At 60.1% G+C, this 23,769-nt stretch carries 19 protein-coding genes and 1 tRNA gene; 11 read left to right on the top strand and 9 right to left on the bottom strand.

Features of this window, described 5'->3' with window-relative positions:
* Positions 1 to 60 precede the first annotated feature (60 nt).
* Positions 61 to 1,836: a M28 family peptidase gene (locus tag GOB93_RS05780; protein WP_338422303.1), complete on the top strand. Its 1,776-nt coding sequence runs from the start codon at positions 61 to 63 to the stop codon at positions 1,834 to 1,836.
* Between the two features lie 31 nt (positions 1,837 to 1,867).
* On the opposite strand, the gene GOB93_RS05785 is transcribed toward GOB93_RS05780, so the two are convergent.
* A complete protein-coding gene (locus GOB93_RS05785) occupies positions 1,868 to 3,061 on the bottom strand; it encodes a citrate synthase (protein ID WP_173582536.1) in 1,194 nt (397 codons plus the stop codon).
* 195 nt (positions 3,062 to 3,256) lie between these two features.
* Here GOB93_RS05785 and GOB93_RS05790 point away from each other — a divergent pair, with 195 nt between their 5' ends.
* From GOB93_RS05790 to GOB93_RS05805, 4 genes are all read left to right on the top strand, one after another.
* A complete protein-coding gene (locus GOB93_RS05790; protein WP_173582537.1) occupies positions 3,257 to 4,450 on the top strand; it encodes a M20/M25/M40 family metallo-hydrolase in 1,194 nt (397 codons plus the stop codon).
* A complete protein-coding gene (locus GOB93_RS05795) occupies positions 4,447 to 5,805 on the top strand; it encodes an MmgE/PrpD family protein (protein WP_173582538.1) in 1,359 nt (452 codons plus the stop codon). The genes GOB93_RS05790 and GOB93_RS05795 overlap by 4 nt, the downstream gene beginning before the upstream one ends.
* A 97-nt stretch (positions 5,806 to 5,902) precedes the next feature.
* Positions 5,903 to 7,765 (top strand): hydantoinase B/oxoprolinase family protein, encoded by a 1,863-nt coding sequence (locus GOB93_RS05800; RefSeq protein ID WP_173582539.1) that lies wholly within the window; start codon positions 5,903 to 5,905, stop codon positions 7,763 to 7,765.
* Positions 7,766 to 7,823: 58 nt separating this feature from the next.
* Positions 7,824 to 9,875, top strand: coding sequence for a hydantoinase/oxoprolinase family protein (locus tag GOB93_RS05805; protein WP_198912676.1), 2,052 nt, complete (start codon positions 7,824 to 7,826; stop codon positions 9,873 to 9,875).
* 79 nt (positions 9,876 to 9,954) lie between these two features.
* Here GOB93_RS05805 and GOB93_RS05810 read toward each other — a convergent pair whose 3' ends face one another.
* The 3 genes from GOB93_RS05810 to GOB93_RS05820 form a co-directional block, all read right to left on the bottom strand.
* On the bottom strand, positions 9,955 to 12,957 hold the full coding sequence (locus GOB93_RS05810) for a glycosyltransferase (RefSeq protein WP_338422304.1): 3,003 nt from the start codon (positions 12,955 to 12,957) through the stop codon (positions 9,955 to 9,957).
* 221 nt (positions 12,958 to 13,178) lie between these two features.
* Positions 13,179 to 13,742, bottom strand: coding sequence for a protein-export chaperone SecB (locus GOB93_RS05815; RefSeq protein ID WP_173582540.1), 564 nt, complete (start codon positions 13,740 to 13,742; stop codon positions 13,179 to 13,181).
* Between the two features lie 94 nt (positions 13,743 to 13,836).
* Positions 13,837 to 14,175: a hypothetical protein gene (locus tag GOB93_RS05820; protein WP_242010559.1), complete on the bottom strand. Its 339-nt coding sequence runs from the start codon at positions 14,173 to 14,175 to the stop codon at positions 13,837 to 13,839.
* A 70-nt stretch (positions 14,176 to 14,245) separates the two neighbouring features.
* On the opposite strand from GOB93_RS05820, the gene GOB93_RS05825 reads away from it, so the two are divergent.
* From GOB93_RS05825 to GOB93_RS05845, 5 genes are all read left to right on the top strand, one after another.
* A complete protein-coding gene (locus GOB93_RS05825; RefSeq protein ID WP_242010560.1) occupies positions 14,246 to 14,671 on the top strand; it encodes a lipopolysaccharide assembly protein LapA domain-containing protein in 426 nt (141 codons plus the stop codon).
* 12 nt (positions 14,672 to 14,683) lie between these two features.
* Positions 14,684 to 15,391 (top strand): orotidine-5'-phosphate decarboxylase, encoded by a 708-nt coding sequence (gene pyrF, locus GOB93_RS05830; RefSeq protein ID WP_173582541.1) that lies wholly within the window; start codon positions 14,684 to 14,686, stop codon positions 15,389 to 15,391.
* A gap of 1 nt (position 15,392) precedes the next feature.
* On the top strand, positions 15,393 to 16,034 hold the full coding sequence (locus GOB93_RS05835; RefSeq protein ID WP_173582542.1) for a phosphoribosylanthranilate isomerase: 642 nt from the start codon (positions 15,393 to 15,395) through the stop codon (positions 16,032 to 16,034).
* Positions 16,035 to 16,089: 55 nt separating this feature from the next.
* A tRNA-Ser gene (locus tag GOB93_RS05840) sits at positions 16,090 to 16,180 on the top strand.
* Between the two features lie 126 nt (positions 16,181 to 16,306).
* Complete coding sequence (locus GOB93_RS05845) at positions 16,307 to 17,959, top strand: tyrosine-type recombinase/integrase (RefSeq protein ID WP_173582543.1); 1,653 nt, start codon at positions 16,307 to 16,309, stop codon at positions 17,957 to 17,959.
* Positions 17,960 to 18,398: 439 nt separating this feature from the next.
* Here the strand turns inward: GOB93_RS05845 and GOB93_RS05850 are convergent, their stop codons facing one another.
* Positions 18,399 to 19,010: an HNH endonuclease signature motif containing protein gene (locus GOB93_RS05850; RefSeq protein WP_198912677.1), complete on the bottom strand. Its 612-nt coding sequence runs from the start codon at positions 19,008 to 19,010 to the stop codon at positions 18,399 to 18,401.
* A 534-nt stretch (positions 19,011 to 19,544) separates the two neighbouring features.
* On the opposite strand from GOB93_RS05850, the gene GOB93_RS05855 reads away from it, so the two are divergent.
* Positions 19,545 to 20,201, top strand: a complete 657-nt coding sequence (locus tag GOB93_RS05855) for a recombinase family protein (RefSeq protein WP_173582544.1) — start codon at positions 19,545 to 19,547, stop codon at positions 20,199 to 20,201.
* A 286-nt stretch (positions 20,202 to 20,487) separates the two neighbouring features.
* On the opposite strand, the gene GOB93_RS05860 is transcribed toward GOB93_RS05855, so the two are convergent.
* The 4 genes from GOB93_RS05860 to GOB93_RS05875 all read right to left on the bottom strand — a co-directional run bounded on the left by GOB93_RS05860 (position 20,488) and on the right by GOB93_RS05875 (position 23,721).
* Complete coding sequence (locus GOB93_RS05860; protein ID WP_173582545.1) at positions 20,488 to 20,706, bottom strand: hypothetical protein; 219 nt, start codon at positions 20,704 to 20,706, stop codon at positions 20,488 to 20,490.
* The gene (locus tag GOB93_RS05865; RefSeq protein ID WP_173582546.1) at positions 20,703 to 21,383 is read right to left on the bottom strand and encodes a hypothetical protein; all 681 of its coding nucleotides are present in this window, start codon (positions 21,381 to 21,383) and stop codon (positions 20,703 to 20,705) included. Before GOB93_RS05865 ends, GOB93_RS05860 begins: the two co-directional genes overlap by 4 nt.
* Positions 21,384 to 21,463: 80 nt before the next feature.
* Entirely contained in the window at positions 21,464 to 22,210 is a 747-nt protein-coding gene (locus GOB93_RS05870; protein WP_173582547.1) for a pirin family protein, read from the bottom strand.
* Positions 22,207 to 23,721 (bottom strand): efflux transporter outer membrane subunit, encoded by a 1,515-nt coding sequence (locus tag GOB93_RS05875; protein ID WP_173582548.1) that lies wholly within the window; start codon positions 23,719 to 23,721, stop codon positions 22,207 to 22,209. Before GOB93_RS05875 ends, GOB93_RS05870 begins: the two co-directional genes overlap by 4 nt.
* Positions 23,722 to 23,769 lie beyond the last annotated feature (48 nt).

A 23,769-nucleotide genomic window follows, 5' to 3' on the forward strand; every position in this document is an offset into this window, starting at 1 on the left:
TTTTGTAACGCCTGTTCGGCAGCCGAGATCACATTCCCGTTTCAATGCAGGAGAAAACTCGTGACTGATACCATAGCGTCGGATTCGACGGATGTCCCGGAAGCACCACATGCCGCCGTGGACATGGATGTGATGATGGCTCACATGACTGAATTCGCGCGGCGGACAAAGATGTCCGGATCGCCCGACGAATATGCCAGCTTTCTCTACCTGGAAAAGACGCTGACCGGTTATGGCTACGACACAACTCTGTTTCGCCATGCCGCCTATATCAGCGAACCCGGAGAGGCGCAGATCGAGATCGACGGTGTTTTTCCGACATGCATCACGCATTCCTTTTCGCAATCAACGCCGGCGACCGGCATCTCCGGCGAAGTGATCTGGGCGGGGCGTGGAGATCCGGCCGATTTCGCCGACAGGAATGTGGCAGGCAAGATCGTTCTCATGGACGGAATAGCGAATCCCGGCGCCAGTTTGCGTGCAGGACAGGCGGGAGCAATTGGCCAGATTCAGATCAGCCCGCATGAACATCTGCATGATATGTGCATCTCCCCGGTCTGGGGCAGTCCAACAGATATTGAGCAGGGGAACCTGCCGAAGACCGCTGTCGTCAGCGTTCTGAACCACGTTGGCGTTTCGTTGAAACAACGCCTGGCGAAAGGCGAGACTGTAACTGCGACACTCCACACAAGAGTCATAACAGAATGGCGAAAGATACCGCTTCTCGTTGCGGAATTAACGTCTCCGCGCGACAATGACGACAGTTTCGTTCTGCTGTCGGGTCATCATGACGCTTGGTATTTCGGAGTGATGGATAACGGAAGTGCCAACGCCACGATGCTGGAAGCGGCGCGTGTTCTGGCAGAACGGCGTGCTGAGTGGCAACGGGGGCTCCGGCTTTGTTTCTGGTCGGGACATTCCCACGGGCGATACGCCGGTTCGGCGTGGTATGCTGATCATTACTGGGAAGAACTCGCCGGGCGTTGCGCAGCCCATGTGAATGTGGACTCGACCGGCGGAAAGGGAGCCACCGTACTGGCGGATGCCCCGGTCTCAGCGGAGCTGGCAGCGCTCGCCATGCGGGCTGTGAAACGGGAGGCGGGTCAGGATCTCACGGGACGCCGCATGCTTCGGGCGGGGGACCAGTCATTCTGGGGTATCGGCATTCCCTCGATGTTCATGAGTTTGAGCGAGCAACCGGCTGTTCCGGGTTCAGGAAAAGATGACCGGCAGGGTGGTGGCCTTGGCTGGTGGTGGCACACGCCGGAAGATCTCATCGACAAGATTGATCCCGAATTTCTTCTGCGTGATACAAAGGTTTACGTAGATGTCCTGTGGCAGCTTCTGGCTTCGGCAATCCTGCCGCTGGACTATCAGAGCGCGACAGCCGCACTCCTGTCCGAACTCGAAGCTCTGCAGAACCACCTGGATGGCAGATTTTCGCTTACCTCTCTTGTGGCCCGGGCAAGGCAGTTGCACGCGCAGTGTGTCGGCCTGCGTTACACCCTTGCGGAAACAATGGAAGAACGCAAGATTCCGGCCATCAATACTGCCCTGATCGCGGTGTCACGCGCATTCGTTCCAGTCGATTACACCACGGGCGACCGTTTCGGCCATGATCCGGCGCTTCCGCAGCATGCCTGGCCGGTTCTGGACCCGTTGCGAAAACTGGTGGATGTGCCAGCGGAAACGGATGAAAGCCTGTTTCTCGAAGTTGCGGCCCAACGCAGCGTCAACCGGATGATGTTTGCGTTGCAGCAGGCGATCGCCGCGCTGCAGCCTGTCGCTGCACAGGACAGCGTGGGGGAGGCACTGCAAACACAGACAGGAGAATAACGACAAAGCCTGTGTTCGGATATTGTTTCGGTTACAGCTCTGTCGCGCGTGAACAGGCGCGCGGACGAATACGGATACCGCTTTTCTGCTGTTCAATGGCATGGGCGATCCATCCGATCGAACGGCTGATTGTGAACAAAGTCTCCGCTACTTCCTGTCCCAGGCCGTAGCCGGTTTCAGTGATCACCAGGGCGAGTTCGACATTGGGACGCAGCCCCGTCAGCCTGGCGACACTGTCGATCAGTTTCGCGGTCGCCGGTGGCACCGGCACATGCGCCATGATGGCGGCGGCACGCGGATCGCCCTCCGGGTAAAGACGGTGAAAGAAACCTGGAAGGGCGCCGTTCTTCCCGGTTCTTTGCCTGACGAAATCTTCCAGGTCGTCCGTGGCCGCAGCTTCTTCCAGAAGAACCCGGACATCTTTGAAGGCGGTTACGTGTTCGAGGCCACGAAAGGCCCCGAGACCTGCGAGCAATGCCGAGGTAAGGTCCGCATCCATCGACGCAACGACCCGGACCGCGAATGAGGCTGCGTTCAGTTCGTGATCTGCGCAGCAGACCAGGATGCGCCGGATGACTTCGCGTGCGTCTGGGCGCTGCCACGTTTCCGCCAGAGCATCATGCAGGTTTTTCGTGACATCCAGTTTCGCGGATGCCATGGCACAGGCCAGAGCCCGCACGAGACAGACGGCGGCGGCCAGACGTTCGTTTTCCGGTCGTCGTGCAGAGGAGGCCGACGGGTCCATAAGGGCCAGCAGCGCGAGCGCGCGATCAACGGGCGGTGCATTCGCCTTGATCCGTGCCGTTCCGGCCCATCCCGGAACGAGAGCGGGGTCGAAATGTGCTTTATCGAACGGAGCGGCATGCGCGTCCCACAGAAGCACGGCAACGTCTTCAAGCGATGCATGACCGGCGAGAGCGGTGATATCCCGCCCCCGATAAGTCAGCCGCCCTTTCTCGATCTGACTGATATGTGTCTCGAGGATCGGCAATCCCCAGTCCAGTGCGGTGGCGACGGCGGCCGAGGGTCTGCGTGCATGATTCTTACGCCATACCAGCCTGTCGACATCAGCCTGAACATACAGCCTGGCACGGCTGTTTCCCGGTTGCGGGACCGAACGGATCAGGCCACGGCTCACATAGGCATAGAGTGTCGACCGGCTGACGCTGAGCGAAGCAGAGGCCGAGGCGGCATCGACAAATCCATGCGGATTTTCCTGAGACATCGGCTTTCTTTCTAAATATATTGAAAGATTGATTCAACATTGACACGAAGTCAACTTCTCCATAGCTCTTCAAAAAGTCGGCAATATATAAGGATCAGTCCGAATATTCCGACTTCAACACCGGATCAGCGCGATGCAGGATGACCCGCCCTGCCCCATCTGCGCTGTGACCCGCCTGAAGGAGGAGACGCCGGCATGCGTGCATCAGAAGCAGCCAGTGAGCTGGAACGGGCCCTTCGCCTGATTCGGGAACAGGAACCGCAGATGATGGCGGAACTCCTGGATCTGGTGACCATTCCGGCTCCTCCTTTCGGAGAAGCACAACGCAGCAGCCGGATCGCGGAACGGTTTGTGTGTGCCGGACTTTCCGATGTCACCACTGATGAAATCGGAAATGTGATCGGACACTGGAAAGGAGGAGCGGGTCCACGGGTCATGGTCATCTCGCATATGGACACCGTGTTTCCGGCCGGCACCCCGCTTGTCCCGAGATTTGAACAGGACCGCGTATTCTGTCCCGGCATCCGGGACAATACCGCTGCTGTCGCCAGTCTGATCAGACTGCCCCAGGTTCTCGCTGAGGCTGACCTCTCTTTGCCCTGCGATCTCTGGCTGGCCAGCAGCGTCGGAGAAGAGGGGCTGGGAGATCTTCGTGGAATGCGGAAGCTGATGGCCGACCGGGGCGCGTCATTTGATGCTGTTGTGGTCTACGATGGCGATCTGGGCAATGTCGTTCATTGCGGCGTGGGGAGCCGACGTTTCAGAATCACCTATCGGGCGTCGGGCGGACACAGTTTCGCGGATTTCGGAAAGCCCAGCGCAGTTCACGGACTGGCAAGCGCCTGCGCGCAGTTTTGCCAGATTTCACTGCCGCCCGAGCCGAAGACCACTCTCAACATAGGCGAATTTCATGGTGGCACCTCAGTTAATGCCATTGCCCAGGAGGCAGTCGCCATTATTGACATGCGCTCGGTTTCCCAGACGGAACTTGAAAAACTTGTTATCTCCGTGCTCGATATTTTTTCGGAGACCGCGAAAGTGTTTGATTGCGGGATGGAACTGGAACAGGTCGGAGACCGGCCTGCGGGTATGCTTCCGGCCGACCATCCGCTCGTGCGGACAGGAGCAGATGTGCTGCATGGGATGGGTATTACGCCCCGTCTCTCTGCGGCGAGTACAGACGCTAATATTGCATTATCGATGGGCATTCCCGCTATCTGCGTCGGGTCAGGCCTTGGAAAGAATGTGCACAGGCCGGACGAAAGTCTTTATGTTCCTTCGATCGTTGACGGCCTGCAACAACTCGTCCTGCTTCTGGCGCGTCTTGATTACACAGTTGTTCCGCGTCGCGATGTCATCGCAACGACGCCGGATTTCCACACGGCATGAATCATCTCTCCACGAGTGTTATCGGATCCGTTGCCCGCCGGACCGTGCATGATACACAGTTCAGTCTGACCGCGCGTACCCGGGCATCGCACGCTTTCACGGATACGATCGGCTGCATCGTGTCCGGTGTCGCGGAAGCGCCTGTCGTTATGGCGCGTCAGGCGCTTTCTGCTCCGGCGGGAGGTCCCTGCGCGGTGATCGGCGGTGGCGGAGCGCCGGCGGGGCACGCGGCGCTGATCAATGCGACGGCCGCCCATGCCCAGGATTACGATGATACGTTCGGGCCATTGTCGGGGCATGCCTCCGCAGTGCTTGTCCCCGCCCTGCTGGGGGTGGCTGGTCTGGTCAGCACCAGTGGTATGCGCCTGACGGAGGCCTATCTCATTGGTCTGGAAGCGCAGGCGCTCTTTGGGCGTGGTCTCAATCCCGGTCATTACGCTGCCGGATGGCATGCGACGTCGACAGTGGGCGCGATCGGGGCATCGATAGGGACAGCCTGGCTGCTGGGACTCGACGAGGAGGGTATGACCCGTGCCGCCAGTCTTGCCGTCAGCATGGCCTCGGGCCTCAAGGGACAGTTTGGCACACCGGCAAAGCCGCTTCATGCCGGTCTTGCAGCGCGGAATGCCGTCGAAGCGGCATTGCTCGCTGCGACCGGTCTGACGGGACGGCCGGACATCATCGAACATGCGATGGGTCTGGAAAAAGTCTGTGCCGGCAAAGGCGAGAAATGGGCGCAGATCATGATGTCGCCAGGCGCACCGCATTCCATTGAGTCCATCGGCCTGACGCCCAAGCGCTATCCCTGCTGCGCCGCAACACACGACACGCTTGACAGGCTGCTTGATCTCAGGACCCTGCATGGTTTTGACGCGGCGGACGTGGAACGGGTCGATATCGCGCTGGATGCGGTGGCCATGGACAATCTGTCCTACATGGAACCGGTGAACGGGATGCAGGCGCGTTTCTCGATGACTTACTGTGCGGCTGTCACACTTCTTCAGGGCGTGCCGCGTCTTTCGGACTTCACGCAGGAGGCTGTGGAGGAACCGGCGAGGCGTCGGCTCCTCTCCCTGATCCATCCGCATCTTTGTGGCGCAGAAGAATCTGCCGTCCCGCGACATCGTGTGACCGTAAGGCTCAAAGACGGACGGACACTGCGGTCCGGACGGACGGCGGAGGCAAGTCCGCCTGCCCGCACCTTCAACGAGAACGACCGGCGGGACAAGTATCTGGACTGCTGCAGCCGGCATCTCGATCGTTCTGATGCTGACACTCTTTATGAGCGGCTTCTGACGCTTGAGAAGCAACCGGATCTGGCTTTCATCGCCTGTGCTTTCGGGAAGGCACGATAATGCTTCCGGAATGCAGCCCCTGCCGGGACATGCACAGGGTTTGTTTGCAGGGCGGTCGCGGCATATCGGCGGGATCCGAAGGAAAGGGGCATTACCTGTGAGTGACAGCAATACGGAGGCGACCATATGTCGCAAATCGATCGTCGTGCCGGTGACGACCGAGATCATCAAAGGTGCGCTGCGTTCAGCCCAGGCGGAGATGGAGCGTCTTCTCCAGCGTACGGCGATGTCGCCGGTAATCCGGGAAAAGCAGGATTATTTCTGCGGTCTTTTCGATCGTGACGGACGTCTTCTGATCGGTACGAAGCTGCCGATTCTCGGCAATATTCTTGCACCGGTCCTTGAGCGGTTTCCGATCGCGGATATGCGGGACGGCGATGTTTACTGGTACAATGACCCCTATCTTTCTGAGGGTGGTGTTTCGCATACGCCGGACCAGGTCTTCGTCAGTCCGATCTTCGTGGATGGGGCCCTGGTGGGCTTCACTCATTCCTGGGCACATTTTCTGGACATAGGCGGAACCCGCTCCGGTTCGACAACGCCCGACGCCACGGAGATATTTCACGAAGGCATTCTCGTGCCACCGGTCAGGCTCTACAGGGAAGGCGTGCTCAACGAGGATTTGTTTCGTACCTTCGCGCGCAATTCACGCTTTCCCGATATTGTCGTTGGCGATGTCCGGGCCATGATCGCCTCCGTCGAACTGGGGCGGCGGCGCATGATCGAGATATTCAGCCGCTTCGGCATCGGTCCCGCACACCTGGCGTTCGATATACTGATTGACCAGACAAGAAACTTCGCCCGGAAGAGGATGCGGGAGATATTCCGCTCCGGCACATACAAGTTTGCCGAACTGATCGACACGGACGGGCATGGTACCGGACCGATCGCCATCCGGATGGTGATGACCGCGGCGCAGGACAGGCTGGTTCTGGATGCCACCGGTACGGACGATCAGACCAGGGGGCCGATCAATTTTCTGATGCATCCCTCTGCTGTGCAGATGATTTTCGGAATCCATATGATCTCCGGTCATCCTGAATTCATGTTCAACGAAGGATTGCTCACCCTTGTAGACGAGGTCCGGCTCCGGAAAGGAAGCATTCTCCAGCCCTGTTTCCCGGCTTCTCTCGGCCAGCGGTCGGTCACCCTCGCACGGGTCATGAGCGCCTGCGTCGGTCTGATCAATGTGGCGAAACCGGAGCGCCCGCAGGCATCGAGTTCAGCCTACAGTGCGAATAAGCTTCGGGGAACATGGCCGGTCACGCACACACCTTTTCTTAAGACTCTGGCCGTCGCAGCCGGTCAGGGCGCACGTCATGACTCCGACGGGCCTGATGCGATCTATTTCCTCAGCCAGCAAAATTATCCTGTCGAATTTGCCGAACAGAATTATCCACTCATCATCAGATGCTATGCCATCAATCGGGATTCCGGCGGCCCGGGACGCTGGCGGGGCGGATGCGGGGTCATCCGGGAATTCGAGATGCGCTCGGAAACAGCCTCTGTATCATTGAGGATGAGTAACGTGGAGTGGCCGGCCTACGGCGTGGAAGGCGGCCTTTGCGGGCGTTCAGGTCGTTTCACACTTAATCCCGGCAGACCAGACGAGCGGATTCTGCCATCCCTGCAGGACGGAGTTATTCTGCGTACTGGCGATGTTCTGAGGATTGCCATGCCCGGAGGGGGTGGAGTCGGACATCCGTTTGACCGGGAACCGGAACAGGTTCTGCGGGACGTGACAGCCGGGTTCGTAAGCATGGAAAGCGCACTGGAGGAATATGGCGTGGTGATCGAGCCGGAAACGGAAACGATCGATCTCGTCGCCACTCTCGACCATCGTTCGGTGAAACGCTGGCCGACAAAGCTTTTCCACCGGAGGCACTATTTCGACCCCAGAAGCTGGTGGGATGAGGCCGATGCCGCGACCCGCAACGAGGCTCTGCCTTCCGTTACATGACCGCCACCCCGTCACTCCTGACATGAAGCTTCCACCCTGTCAGACAGAAGGAGCCACCGTGAACCGTACAATTTCGATAGCTGTCGATACTGGCGGAACGTTTACAGACATAACGCTTGTCGATCGTGAGACCGGAATCCTCTGCAAGGCCAAGGTTCCCTCGACACCGGACGACCCTTCAGTCGGATTTATCACCGGGGTCAGAACCATACTTGCGCAGGCAGGCCTGACTCCTGACAGCATCAGCCATTTTTTCCACGGGACAACGGTCGCAACCAATACAATCCTGGAGATGAACGGTGCTGCCTGTGCTCTGCTGACTACTGCCGGATTCCGTCATGTCCTTGAAATCGGTCGCCACGACATTCCCCGAGACGGGAATATCCATTCCTGGGTGAAGCCGGAACGACCAGTGCCAGCAAACCGAATTTACGAAATCGAAGGCCGCCTCGATTTCGAGGGGAAGCAGATCGCCCCCCTGTCGGAGGATACGGTGCGCCGTGCCGTCGCCGATATCCGCCGCAGGGGCATTCCGGTCATCGCGGTATCCTATCTTCATGCCTATGTCAGTGCCGTTCATGAGCAGCGCACGCGGGAAATCATCGCCGAGGAATATCCCCGGGCTCTGGTCTCTCTGTCCTCGGATGTCCTGCCGGTTTTCCGGGAATTCGAGCGCAGTATGGCGACGCTGCTGAATGGCTATGTCATGCCGAAAGTATCGCGTTACGTCACCAGCCTCGAAGAGAGGATCGCCGGAGAGGGAGCGGACGGACGCCTTCTGATCATGAAATCGAACGGCGGTGTGACGGGAGCCGGTTCGATCCGTCGCCTGCCGATCCATACGGCATTGTCGGGACCGGCTGCCGGTGCGGTCGGAGCCAGTCTTATCGGCCGGCTGACCGGCGAGAACAGGCTCATCTCGTTCGACGTGGGTGGTACATCGGCGGATATCTGTCTCATCGACGGAAACATACCGACCGTGACAACGGAAGGCAGTGTCGGAAACTGGCCGCTGGCGTTGCCGATGGTTGATATCCATACGATCGGAGCGGGTGGCGGTTCGATAGCCCGGGTTGAGAATGGCTCCCTCCTGGTCGGTCCCGGCAGTGCGGGAGCGTTACCGGGACCTGCCTGTTACGGGCACGGCGGAACGGACCCGACCGTGACCGATGCACACGTCGTACTGGGTCATCTTCCACCACGCCTGCTGAACGGCACGATGACACTGGACGTCGATGCCGCGGCCCGGGCGATAGAACGTGCGGTGGCGCGTCCTCTCGGCATCGGTCTCCACGAAGCCGCGCGCGGGATCCTTGATATCGCCAACAATGCGATGATCGGTGCCATCCGTGTGGTTTCGGTCGAGCGTGGATATGATCCCGCCGAATTCGTTCTGGCACCATTCGGTGGTGCGGGACCGCTGCATGGCGGCTTTCTCACCCGCCTTCTGGGCATGAAGGCGGCAATGGTGCCACCGGAGGCAGGCGTGCTGTCAAGTCTTGGACTGCTCTGGTCGGACCTGAAAAGCGATTTTTCGCAGACATGTATTCTGAAAACGAACAGTTTAGATCTTTCCTTATTAGATAAAGCATTTCAGTCACTCGATACCCAGGCCAGAAACTGGCTCGAAACGGAGGGTGTGCCAGACAGCGACCGGGATATTCTGTGGTTCGTCAGCATGCGCTATGCTCACCAGGGCTTTGAACTCCTTGTCCCGTGGCCGGTAAAAGAGGTGTCTGACGCGACACTGACTGCTGCGATCGGGAATTTTCACTCAGCGCATCACCAGCTTTATACGTTCTCTCAGCCGGAAATGCCGGTGGAGCTTGTGCTGGCACGCGCAACGGCAGTCGGCCGGTTTGCCAAACCTGCGCTCCGCACGCTGAAAATCACGGGAGCCGCAAGCGATGCCATAACGGGCTCGCAGCAGGTCTACAGCAATGGCGACTGGCTTTCCTGCCCCGTCTATGATCGCGATCGGCTCGGCGCCGGAGCGACGTTCAGCGGACCTGCGATCATTGAGCAACTGGACGCCACGACCTACGTGCTTCCTGGTCAGCGCGCTTCAGTGGACTGCTATGGCATTCTCTGTGTCAGCGAGGAAAGTTAGGCGCTATCCTTTGTCCCGATCTTCCAGTGCTGAACCGGGTGGTGATCAGCGATTCAACAGATAACATCCTGAACCTGTCTCAGTGTTTCGCCCGGTCAGACGCCGCGAAAACATGTTGCAGAATAGTATTGAGACTTACCTTGTAAGCTTTTTCGCTGTTCTCTTCCTCAAGAGCCCGCAGCGAACCGGCGCGGACAGCGTTCCAGAGGTCCTCGTCATTGTACAGCCCGGCAAGACGGGCTGCGAAGCGGTGCGGGTCGTTTGTGCCGCCTGAGACGATTTCCTGTCCGTCACGCCAGCCAAGCTGCCGGCAGAGCAGTTCTGATGCGACGACCGGAAGGCCATAGGATGCAGCTTCATGAATCTTGAACGGAATGCCTCCGGCGAAGCGCGTCGGCGCCACGAAGACACGGTGCGTTCCGTAAAGAACTGAGGCGTCTGCGACCGGGCCGATCAGCTCGACGCGCGGATCGCGACCCAGAGCGCTGAGATCGACGGCCGGTCCCCGGAAGCCGGCCACAGTAAAGCGGACATCTTCCGGCAGCCGGTCCTTCAGCAGAGGCAGAACCTCGCGGACGAACCATATCAGACTGTCATGATTGGGTGAGTCCGGCTCATGGATCGCACCGAGAAACAGGAGATTCCGCCTGTCCGCCCATCCCGCCGGTGTGGGCCTGACCGGGCAGAGATGACCCAGTTCGGCGACATTGTCGTAACCGGCATCACGCAGCACCCTGGCATCGATCGCATTGACCGCGACGATGGTCTCACACAGCCATGCGCAGGAAAGTTCCTCATCGAGCGCCTCGCTGAGGGTTCTGGTCTGAGGAAGGTCGAGCACTTCAGCCCGCAGAGCGGTGCGGGGCGCTGTCACCGCCTCGGTATCGAGCACGATGCCGCCCGTTGGAAGAGCTGAGGCGTGCCCCATCAGAACGGGCATCAGACGACCGAGATTATGGGTGCGGCCAATCCAGACGCAGTCATACGCGCCGCTTCGCTCTTCCAGCAGCCTGTCGAGCACCTCGTAGCCGCGATCGTGGAGCAGTTCGACCTCCGGCGGGAAATCGGCATAGATCACAGGGAGCGGGTCCACGGAAGAATAAATCGGCGCGACGGTCACTTCATGACCGAGAGCCGCCATTGTGCGGACGATGTCGTTCGAACGCACAAACCCTGATCCGAGCCGCCGCGTCGGAATCCGGTCCTCGATAAACAGAATACGGCGCGTTCTTTTCCCGGCTGTCCGGGCACGGGCGACAAGCGCGGGCGAAGGTGGTTCGGCGGTGTGGAGAGCGGCGGTGTGTCGACGACGCAGGGTGCGCATGTCGCCCGGACCGTATGACGAGGCATCCGGATCACGGATGTCGAAGGTCGCAATCATTGCCGACTCATACAGGGTCGCAAACCCCTTTTCCGCCGCCCGGAGCGAGAAATCGGCAAGCGCGCCAGCCTCGGATTCACAGGCCGGATCAAAGCCGTCGAGCGCTTCGGCAAGAGTACGGCTGAACAGCAGACACGGGACGGTTCCGCATGCCGTAAGACGCCGGAAACATGTTTCCGGCGCTTCCAGTGCAGCGCCTTCCATGTAATGGCCCAGTGAGCCATCGCGCCAGACGATAGCGCCAGCCTCAAGGATTCTGTCATCGGCACGCAGTATTTTGCCGGTGACGATGCCGACCTTCGGTTTTCCTGGTAACGCCGTGGGCGTTCCCGTCAGATGGGCGAGCGCCGCTGCTATGGCGCCGTGCTCTGGCCGGATACCCTGCCCGATCCAGAGAAGCGTCTCTGTCGTGACATGCGGCAGGGCTGCTTTCAGCGCTTCTGCCCGGGATGTCGTCTGCGGCAGGCGCAGCACGCGGATACCATGGACGAACTGCTCCAGACGTCGCGTCTCGTCCCGCGATCCGGCGTCGACGACGATCACCTCGGCTGAGTCGCGTATGCTGGCACGCAGCGCGGACAGCGTCGCGAGCGTGACGGGCAGGCGGTTGTGGACGAAGAGAATGACGCTGAGCGCCGGTGTGGTTTTTGGTGTGAAAATCAGAGGATTTCTGATCAGGAGCGGAATCAGGGATTCCGCCTTGCGCGCGGCCAGTCCTTCGAATTTTTTCAGTTCCGGTCGGGAGGTGTCAGAGTCCGGGGATACGATATGACGTCGGGACAGCCAGTGGACGAAAGCGTCCCGCACCAGCCCGTTCTCAATGTCCGCACGTACGGTGCCCGTGAAGAAATAGGCCTGCAGATCGATATCGGGATGGGGCTTGCGTCGTTCAGGTGCGCCATAGCGAACGAAATGATCGTAGGCCGACGTCATATGTCCCGCCGAGACGGCCTCGCCGATATCGGGATAGAGTTCGATGTAATACTCTTCACTGAACCATTCGAGCGCACAGAACGCCTGCGGCGTTGTATTGGTCAGGAAATGATGCAGGGCATTTTCATATTCTCCGGCCTGAATGGCTGTAACGACCTCCGGATATGTCGACAGATACCAGTCAGGATCGAAATACCAGGCTGAGCGGATTTTGCTGCCCGCATCTGGCCGGGCGAGGAATGAGGCGAACGGACCGCGTTCGGGAATCTCTGTCGCGGGGTGAGCGTCGGCGGAAGCCGGAGGGGCCTGCAGCGCTCTGGCGTAAAAGAGTCGCGGGTCAAAGAACAGATGACCGGACCGGAATTCCCGGTCCCCGAAAGTCAGGTAATGATCATAACCATTGACGAGGCCAAGGCGATCAAGCGTCGACCGGGTCAGATCCGGGTAGCGTGAAAGATAATCCGTTTCTGAAAACAGCCAGTGCGGCGAGCGGTCACTGTGGCCATTCAGGCGGTAATGATCGAAACCCGATGCAAAGCCACCATGCCTGACCGCCGCGGCGACATCGGGATTGACCGCAAGGTACCATGCCTCGTCAAAGAACGGATTGGGCGAGAAGCCCTGCGTTTTCCCGTCCGAGAGATAATGCGCCTCCAGTGTGCCCGCATCCGCCCGGGCGAGGTCGCCAAGCTGATCCGCGTATCGCTGACGGTACCATCCGGCATCAAATCGTGCCCAGGATGGCCCTTTCACTGACTCCGACGACACGCTACCTCACACTGATCTGACGCGTATTCCGGCCCGGAATGCCACGTTGGTCCGCACAGCAGGGACGATCACCGCAGAGTGAAAGCACGGCAGTCTCCTTTTCTGAACAATGGCTTATTGTTTACGCGCGGGATGATTGCAAAGGCAAATCCGCCAGAGAACTGACCCGCAGGGCGCCGACCGGCAGGGCTGCGATCGGCAGGATACTGATATGGTAAGGTTCAGCCGGCTTTTTTCTGTGCCTGCTGCGACATCCAGAGCGCCTCGAAATCGAACTGCTGCAGAATAACCGGCAGAAAACCGGCCTCACGGGTCAGATCGGCCAGATAGTTTCTGGCGGCAGGGAAGAGCATGCGGGGCGCTTCGATCAGCAGCAGGGGCTCGAACGTCTCGGCCGTCACATTGCGCAGGGAGAACAGGCCGGAATAGATGATATCGGCCTCGAACAGGGTCGGTGGCTGGCTGCCGTCAGCCGGAGCGTCGGCCATGCCATGACAGCGCATTCCGAGATCGACCTCGAAATCAGGCAGGTTTTCTCCAACCTGCCGGGCGTTGACATCCAGTGTAAGCGATGTGTTGGGACGAACGGGGGGACGGGTGTGCAGCATGATTGAGTCCACGACCCGGAACGTGACGGAACGGACATACTGCGCGCCCATGAGAACGGCTGGCCGTGACGACCGCTGCCCGGGCGCAGTCCCGGTTCCGGTCACGGAGTCCGTTCCGCTTCCGGCGGGATATGTTCCGGCGCCTGTCACTGTTTCCATCGTTTTTAAATCGACCATGCTCAAAAAGTCTTTCCGTTCTCATGACCTGTTCTGTGCGAACATCTAGCAAATTCGTGTTACGCCGACGAGTGTATCAGAGAAACTCTTTCCATTACGTGAAACGTCCCTGCAAAAGACCAAGGGCAGGCATCGGTTTCCATCCACGGGGCAGTTCTGAGCGATGGATGGGCGCGATGTGGTAAAGCGGCGCAGGTTCTTCGGACTGACTGAGGAACCGCTCATACGCTTTGACCTGCTCGCGACGCCAGGCGCAGTCGGTCAGCGCGGCTTCCCGTGTGGGATAAATGTTCGCGACCCGTCTTCGGCGCCCGATAATGGCGATCACGGCCCATATTCTGTCGCGTCCGGCATCGCCGCCGCGCCTGCCGGGCAGGTCAAATGGCAGAATGGTTGCCATCGGGTCGGGTCCCTCAGCTTCACTGTTTCCCATCCGGGACATCCCGCCCAGGATACACGAACGATACACGGGATGCGGACTGACGAGACCATGTCCGGCACAGATGTTGCAAGTCACCGGTCCGCAGCAGTCTGACGCGAATCTGCACAGACCGCATTTTCTTGCTCTCAGTCCGTCACAGGGCTACGAAGCCAGTATGATCCGGCTTATTCTCATTGTTCCTTTCCTTCTGGCTCTGGTGTTTTTTGCCGCGAGCAATCAGGAATCCACCCAGATGTGGCTGCTGGCCTATGGCTGGTCCTGCTCCATCGGTGTGCTTGCGCTTCTCGTCGCCGCGGTGTCGTTTCTTCTCGGGGCGTTTTCCGTGTGGATTGTCGAACTCGGACAGCGGCGCCGGGCGCGCCGGGCGGAAGCGAAAGTGCGGGAGCTGGAAGCCACGCTGGCCGCACAGGAAGCGCAGCTTCGCGCGCAGCCGCATTCTCCGCCTTCAGCTCCGGCTGCCGTTCCGACAATGCCGCCACCGCTGTAAGGATCTGTGCTGATGTCTGACCGCAGGACACGCCTGATTGCCGCCCTCGATACGCGCGATCCGCGTGAGGCATCCCGCTGGGCCGATGCCGTGACTCCCCATGCGTCGGCGATCAAGCTCGGGCTGGAATTCGTCTATGCCGCCGGACTTGAGGCTGTCTCCGAAATTGCAGCCGGCAGAGCGCTTTTTCTTGATCTCAAGCTCCACGATATTCCGAATACCGTCGGTGCCGCGATTGGCAGCCTGAGCAGAATCAACCCGGCGATGCTGACGATTCACGCCTCCGGCGGTGCCGCGATGGTCGCTGCCGCCAGTCATGCGCTGAATGAGAATTTCTCCACGGAAAACAGGCCGGTCCTGCTGGCCGTCACGGTTCTCACCAGCCTCGATGACGCCGCCCTCGCGGCAACGGGAGTGGAAGGCGGAGTGAGATCCCAGGTTCTGCGACTGGCCGATCTGGCGCTGCGGAACGGAGCCGACGGGCTTGTCTGCTCGGCCCACGAACTTGCGGCTCTGAGAGCGGAGTTTGGTGACTCACCGGTTCTTGTCACGCCTGGTATCCGGCCGCAGGGCGCGGCTGCAGGTGACCAGAAGCGCGTCATGACGCCTGGAGAGGCGCGTGACGCGGGCGCAGACTGGATTGTGGTGGGGCGTCCCGTTACAGGAGCGGCCGATCCGGGGGCAGCCGCGGCCGCAATCGCGCGCGAACTGGCGGAATAGCATGTCTGTTCAGGTCAAGATCTGCGGACTGACTGAGGAGACCGGCCTCGCGGCCTGTCTCGCGGAGCAGGTCGACTGGATCGGTTTCGTGTTTTTCGCCCGGTCGCCGCGATATGTGACTCCTGCGCGTGCGTCGGAACTGGCGGATCATTTTGCGGATGCACAGGTTCGCCCCGGATGTGTGGGACTGTTTGTCGAGCCGTCTGACGCCGAGATTGCAGCGGCAGTTTCCGCAGTCCCTCTGGACGTGCTGCAACTCTATACGTCGCCGGAACGGGCGCGGGAGATAAAGGTCAGATTCGGCCGGGAGGTCTGGCTGTCCTGCCCTGTCTCCGCTGTCACGGACCTGCCGGACAGCTCTGTCGCGGAGCGTCTCGTCATAGAGTCACGTCCGCCAAAGGATTCCGGCCGTCCTGGCGGTAATGGCGTGGCTTTTCCGTGGGCGCTCACCCATGGCTGGACAGCGCCGGTCCCCTGGTTGCTGGCTGGCGGCCTGCGTCCGGATAATGTCGCCCGCGCGATTGCCGAGAGCGGCGCGTCGGCTGTCGATGTCTCATCGGGCGTCGAAACCGCGCCAGGCATTAAAGATCCGGTGGCAGTCGCACGCTTCGTCGCGGCCGCACGGCAGCCGGTCTGCGTGTGATGCGGTTTTCCTCTTGAGTCTCCGCCGGATACTGGTATGAAGCTGTCCCTGCGCCGGAGAGATGGCCGAGCGGCTTAAGGCGCACGCTTGGAAAGCGTGTGTACGTTAATAGCGTACCGTGGGTTCGAATCCCACTCTCTCCGCCATAGGCTCATAAATCCAATAGAAACAGTGACTTATAGCATGTCAGCGTTACAGGTCATGTGACTGTGCGTTACAGGTCCAGCGTTACACCGGCCCCCACTGATGAAGAGGCAGGGGCTGCTAAAGACATGCGTAATCTGTTGAAGCGCGGGCAGACTTACTATGCCCGCTTTATCGTCCCTCAGGACCGCTGGGAGGACGCCGGGAAAGCCACAGGCACCGAGAGCCGTAAGTTTGGCCGCACGCCTGTCCGCATGGAGGTCGTGAGGACGCTTGGGACGAAGGACCACCGGGAGGCTCTGAGACGCCGTGACAAGGCACTGGAGGCCATCAGGCGTGAGCTGGATAGCAAGCTGGTGGCTGCTGGTCTGGCCCCTCTTCATGGTGACTGGGAGCCTCCGTGGCCGTCCGTGGATCAGCGGGCCGTAGAGGACGGTCTGGCTTATCGGCAGGACCTTGAGAAGGCCTCAGGCGAATACATAGCAAGAGACGATCCTCATGCGCCCGATGATGGCGCCCCAGACACCCAGCGGGAACTGCTGGCAGACGTAATACGGGATCAGGTTGAAGAGGCCGCCGAGGCCATGCCGCCTGCTGACGGAGCCCGTTACTATCGGACCACCATGGGGGTCATTGACGGCACCCATACGCCTCTGGGCGGGCTGCTGGACCGTTGGGGCAGAGAGCGGGACCGGAGCATAACAGACACCAGCAGGGCGGCTGACAGGGCGGCGTTCAATCACTTCGCTGAGTATGTCTGTGAGGTCATGCCAAGGGCCGTAAGCGCCACAGGCACGGGTGACGGTTCACCAAGAGCCAATGACGCCCCATTGCAGGCCCTCCGGCTGATGGCCGTTCAGCAGATTGAACCCAGCGTGACTGGTGGCTTCGTGGAGTGGCTGCTGGAGTCCAGAGGTCTGCGTGTGAAGACCGCTCAGGGGCGTGTGAGTCCGCTCAAGGTCTTCTGGCAATGGTGCATACGCAAGCATGTCATCACCGGGCCAAACCCATGGACAGGGGCCACGGAGGGCATGAAGAAGCAAGCCCAGAGAGTCAGCAGGGACGGTAAGGAACGCAGGGAATTCACTGAGGACGAGCTGGTTAAGCTGCTGTCTGCTGATCCTGATGAGGGAAAGGAGCCGGGACTGCGCAGACGCTGGGCGTGGGGGTCTGCCATCAGTGACCTGATGCGTCTTGCGTTGCTTACAGGGGCCCGTGAGAATGAACTTTGCAGCCTGACAGTCGGGCGGATCATAAACAGGGATCAGGTGCTGGCGCATGGGTCGCTCTGGGGAGCTGGACAGCTCTGGGGAATCTCAGTGACCGATGCGGAAGCCAAGACCACCAGTTCAGTCAGGCGTATTCCTCTGCACCCACTGGCCCGCAGGATCATTGAGAGGCGCTTAGGTGAGACTGACGGGAGCGCAGAGGCGCTGCTGTTCCCTGAGTGTAAACCGGGTGGCGCCGGGAATAAGCATAGCTACTACTTTGCCAAGAGGTTCACTGAGTTCCGCAGGAGGGTGCTGGGCGCTGAGGAATCCGATGGCGCGACCGCCTTTCACAGCTTCAGGAAGAACTTTGGCACTTACATGCACAGGGCGTCCGTGGCTGGTGTCCCTGAGTGTCAGCTTTCGGTGGTCCAGAGGCTGATGGGCCATAAGCTGGAGACCATTACTCAGAGCGTTTACACTGAGAAGGACATGGCCTGGCCTGTCTATGAGCGGGCCATCATGGGCATGGTGGACAAGGGAATGCCTGAGGCTGTGAGGGAGTGCCTATGAGGCTCTGAGGAGCTGAGGAGCTGGTTAGCTCTGAGGCTTCGAGGGATCGTCTGTAAGCCTTTGTATATAGGCTTATTTCACTACGGGAGCCAGATTGGCACTTAGAAAGCGAGGGCAGGCATGAACACCCAGAAGCGGACGAAGAGGCCTGCTTCAGTTCCTCGGAGTCATGGGGATGCGACGGGGGCTTCTTGTCTGTCTCGGGGTTGAATGGCTCAAGGACAATCACCGTGTCGTCTGTCATGTCCGAAACCTTCCCAGAGCCATAGGCTCACCAGCAGACAGTGCCTGCCCAATGGAGTCCCAGGAATACGCATGGATGGCGTCAGGGCTGGCTTATTATGTGATGACCAGAAGATGTAAGCTAACCAGAAGGCCACCCAGAGGACCGTTATGATTCCTTTGGATGGCCGTAAGCCAGTGGCTCTGGGGTGCTTGGTTATGCCGCCGTGGCGTCCCTGCCTCTGCTGTTCATGCTTATGAACTCGCCCATCTTGGTCAGACCGGCATATTCAGACCGCAGGCGTTCAGTGCGGCGTCTGTTGGCTTCGTCAGGGCCAAACATGGTCCGCTCGATAGTGTAAAGCCCCGCGTCTTCCTCATGGAATTCCAGAAGGCGGTCCACCTCAAGGTGGTGCAGACCAGTGACGCTGGCTATCTCTGCTACGGTCATGCCGTCTTCTTTGTGCCTGACCACCATCTGGAGGCGAGCCAGAGGACGGCCACGGGAATTCCTCATGGTCATGTCGTGGGAGTTCTCTTTGTGCGTCCCGGCCTCAAGGTGATGAGGGTTGCAGCAGAGGGGATTATCACAGCGATGGCGGACCACTTTGCCCTCCGGGAGCGGGCCGTGGTAATGCTGATAGAGCGTCCGATACGGGCTGACCATCTTGCCTCTCAGTCCGAAGGTTGGACGGTCCGTCCCCTGTTTAACTGCCCCCGTCCAGTTCCAGCAGGGACTTAGCATCTCTGGCAGGGGCTTAGCGGCCTTCTCAATATGAGACATGAGACGGGCCAGTTCTTCAGGCGTAAGGCGTGAGTCGTCGTTCATTATCTTCTCTTATCTTCAGGTTGGTGGATGACAGAGGCCCGCCGGGACTGACCGGGTTGCGCTATGGACAATCCATTCGGTCTCTCTCATCACCGGGGCTAAAGCCGTGATTTCCAAGAGTTTGCCGACATACTATAGAGCGTTATGGAATCCTCTGGATTGCGTTATGGACAATCCAACGGACCTCTCTCATCATCCCTGATAAGAAGCCATTTTAGACTACTTCTCAGATATATACTGCAACGTTGTAAAACGGCCCGTATGGCTCCATAAAGGGCCGCTAAAGGAAACCTGAGGAGCTTGCAGCTCTGAAGGCAGTATCCAACACCACCAGCAGAGTGGTTTACTCCGGGGTTTTGAAGTCACCTCAAGGTCATCAGTTTGAATTTCAGGGACCGGCGCATGGGACTCCGGGGATTATTGATTCACCTTCTGTATGTGACGGATTCACCTTCCGGGGATTCTCAGGGGCGCTGGTTATGCCGTATCAGACCAGTCAACGACCGATGACTTTCACGATACGGACACGCCGCCATGCTTCCTTCTTTCGTCACCTACTTCCGCGTCTCGACAGCACGACAGGGAGCCTCCGGGCTTGGCATTGAGGCGCAGCAGGCCGCCGTGGCCGCGTATGTGACCCAGAGTGGAGGCAGGGTGCTGGCTGAGTTCACTGAGATAGAGAGCGGTAAGAACAACGAGCGACCGAAGCTGACGGAAGCAATGGAACGTTGCCGCCTGACTGGCGCAGTCCTGCTCATCGCCAAGCTGGACAGGTTGAGCCGTGATGCACACTTTCTGCTCGGGCTTGAGAAAGCAGGCGTGGAGTTCATTGCAGCGGACATGCCGAACGCTAACCGCCTGACAGTCGGCATTATGGCCCTTGTAGCTGACCAGGAGCGCCGCATGATTTCCGAGAGGACCAAGGCGGCCCTGTCTGCAGCAAAGGCCCGTGGAGTAAAGCTGGGCGGTTATCGCGAGGGAGCCCCGAAGGTGGACCACAGGAAGGGCACAGAGGCTGTCCAGAGGGCCGCTGAGGCGTTCAGGGCAGGCGTGGGACCAATGGTGGCCGGGCTGCGTGAAGAAGGCCTCAGCCTGCGCCAGATCGCTGCAAGACTGACTGAGCAGGGCGTAAGGACAGCCAGAGGAGGCTTTTGGACCGCAGCGGCTGTGCAAAGGGTCCTGAGGAGTTGAGGAGCTGAGGCTCTGAGGAGCTTGCAGCTCTGAGGCTCTGTAACGCCACCCAAAGAGCTTCAGCTCCCAAGGACAGCCCCGAGGATGGCCGCTGAGGGCCTTGTGGTCGCATGGGCACCAATGGAGCCATGAGAAGCTGAAGGGGCCTGTGCGGTGAGCTGGTTAGCTCTGAGGACCATGTGGCAGATTCAATGGGACCGACGTTTTGCTATGCGTTCGGCCTTCTTTGAATGAAATTGCAATCGTCTCAAAGGACCGATAAGGAGGCCCCAAGGCGCGGTGAGCGTTACAACCAGGCCGTTACAGGGCGCTGAGCGTTACATGTTTTGGCCAATAAATGGCTGTCTTCTGCGGTTTTTAAGCGATAAGGCGTGAAGTCCCACTCTCTCCGCCATATCTCTGTTTTTCCATGAAAAGTCAGCACATCAGACAACGCTGTTGTTACAGTGTTGTATTGTGCAGTTACAGGCACGCGTTCGCAAAATATATAAAGACCGTCTGTCATGAATGATGGCCGGACAGCGGTTCCGTATCACTGTCCGTGATGCCGCCTCCGCCCATGCCGCCACCCATGTCACCGCCGCCAGCGCCACCCGCTTTTCCGCCACCGTCTTTCCCGCCTTCTCCCTTTTCGCGGCTTCCCGAGCCTGACGGCCGGGCCGGACCCTGTTTCGGAAACAGCAGATCGGACGGCACGGGATCGAGATCCAGCGCCTTGCGGATGAAATTCCGAAGTGCGACGACCAGATCATGTGTGTGAATCGCGCGCCCTTCGGCCAGTTCCGTGGCAGCCCGGACCGCCATCCGGACCTGCTCCCCGGTTCCGAGCAGAATGACATCGGACAGCGCGGCCTCGACTGCGTCCCGGATCCGTCGCGACCGGTCGGAATTGCCGGAAATGTCCAGCGGAGCGTGTTCATCAGCCGTGTCGGCACGCGGCTTCAGATCGCGCCGGTGCGTCGGATCAACACTCAGGGTACCGGTAAACGAACCGCCGAGTGTTTTGTACGCGGCGATCAGTACCCGGAGGCGTTCGTTGATCTGACGGTTGAACCGTTCTCTCCGTTGCTGAATCGTCAGCATCATGACCAGACGGACACCGACGCCGATCAGCGTGAACAGCGCCAGTCCGATGACGGTTGCCAGCACACTGTGCCATGAACTGAAGTCAAGACTGCGCAACCCGGCCTCCTGTAAACTCTGCTGACAGGCTATAACGCAGTATCAGAACGGCCGTCCCGGCAGAATGTGCCCGGTCAGTGTCAGAGCGCGCTTTCCGATGCGGCTGTGTCCGCCAGAAGCACCACCGCGTCTTCAGCCGCCATCACTGTTATTCCGGTCTGGTTCATGACCGTGGCGGCATCGCCGGCGGCGAGCGTGTCCGGACCGAGTGTCACACGGCCTGAAACCACAACCAGATACAGTGCGCGGCCTGTTGTGGTGTCGTAACGCGCGCCTTCGCCTGCCGGGACACGCGCGTCCATCAGCCGCGACCGCGCCCGGATTGTCACCGGGGCTCCGTCCGCGATATCGCGCCATTCTTCGGGATCGTCCTCCGGGAAACCGGAGGCCAGAATCCGGAACCCTCCGTCTTCGAGAGCGGGAAAAGCCGGACGCACCTCCTGCGATGGCTCTCCGCTTTCATCATCCGGCAGAAACCAGAACTGCAGGAATGTGGCGCCGTCCGGTCCTGCGCGCCAGGCGAGACAGGACACACCCTCTCCCGTGCTCACTGCCTGGAGGCCGCCGGCCTCCAGCCTGTCATCCGGGAACCCTGCGGCCGAGGTCGACAGCGTTCCCTGCCACAGCCAGGTCAGGATATCGATGCTGGATTCAGGACCCGCGCGATACGCAGCGTTCGCGGACAGGACACCGATATTCAGCACCCGCAACCGTCCACAGGCGCCATGCGCCGGATCGGTATATGTCCGGAAAGGGAAGTGGCAGCGCAGTGTTATGTCCTGATCCTGCACCAGGCCGAGCGATGTTTGCCGACGCACGGTGATCATCGCACGGTCCTCGCTTTCTGAACGGATGCCACGGGATAGGCTGTTTCCCAGCCTCCGCCCAGGGCGCGATAGAGATGGGTCACGGAGCGCGAAACCTGTGTTGTCGCTTCGGCCAGAGCACTCTGCGACGACAGCAGCGCGTTCTGCAGGGTCAGCACGTTCAGGAAGTCCGAAGAGCCCTGCACATACTGCATCTGCGCCGTATCGACCGCGATCTGGTTTTCATGCACCGCCTCGGCGAGGCGATCCCGCTCGGTCTGCGCTGCGGAGAAATCCGCCATCGCGTCGTCGATTTCCTGCCAGGCTTTCAGAACGGTCCGCTGCAGCATCACCGCCGCTTCACGCTGCTGCGCCTTGCGAAGATGCAGCTGCCCGGTCAGGCGGCCACCTTCGAAGAGCGGCAGCGTGGCGGTTGGCCCGAACCCGTACTGGCGTGAGGCCCATGAGCCCAGACCGCTGAACTGAAGCGCCTGAATGTCGAGACTGCCGGACAGTGTGACGCGCGGAAAGAAGTCGGCGATGGCGACGCCGATACTTGCGGTGGCGGCGTGGAGCTGGTCCTCGGCCATCCGGATATCGGGACGGCGATCGGCCAGTTCCGAAGGCAGTCCCGTCGGCACGGTGGCCGGGACCGGAGGGATCGCCCCGCTATGACCGAGTTGCACCGTCAGCGCCCCCGGCTCCCGCGCGACGAGGAAGCTCAGTGCGTTGATCAGGTGAATTTCCTGACTCTTCAGCGCCGGCATCCGGGATTCGAAAGTATGGAGCTGGCCGGTCGATTCCGCGACATCCAGCCGGGTTGCCGCGCCCTGCTGATAACGCAGCGTCGTCAGCTGTACGCTGTGCTGCGTGATCTCGATATTGTGCTGCAGAATGCCGATCTGCGCCTGGATGCCACGAAGATCGATATAATCCTGCGCGGTTTCGGCCATGAGCGAGACCATGACGTCACGGCGCATTTCTTCCGTGCCGTGCATCGCGGCCGTGGCGGCCTCGACCTGACGCCGGACATGCCCCCAGAAATCGACTTCCCAGGACGCGCTCATGCCGTACTGCGGCAGGTTGAAGGACGGGTTGCCGACGCTGCCGGGCAGCGCTGTCGGTCCGAAACCCTGTGCCCCGTTCGCGACGGTGCCGGTTCCCTCGCGCTCCATCGTGCCGAGCAGGCCCAGCACGCCATTCGTGCTCGCCCGTTCCCGGCCGTAGGACGCGGCCGCTTCGGCATGAGGGAAGCGCGCCGCGCTGGCGATGCGGCGCTCGGCGATGCTTTCCGCCAGACGATACGCCGCCGCGCGCAGATCGAGATTATCGGCCGTGACCTGCTGTTCCAGCGCGGTCAGGACCGGATCGCCGAACAGTTTCCACCAGTCCGGATCGATCTTTGCCATGACAGGGCGGCTTTCCGCCGGGGTCATGCTTTCGTGCCAGGAGGCGGGAGCGTGAACGTCCGGCTTATGGAAATCCGGTCCCACCGTGCATCCGGCGAGCGCGGCAACGCCCAGCGACAGCATGGCCGCCCGCCTTGTCGCTGCTCGCGTCGCTGTCCGGAGCGCTGGCCG

The sequence above is a fragment of the Acetobacter musti genome, from assembly GCF_011516835.1.
Lineage (GTDB): Bacteria > Pseudomonadota > Alphaproteobacteria > Acetobacterales > Acetobacteraceae > Acetobacter > Acetobacter musti.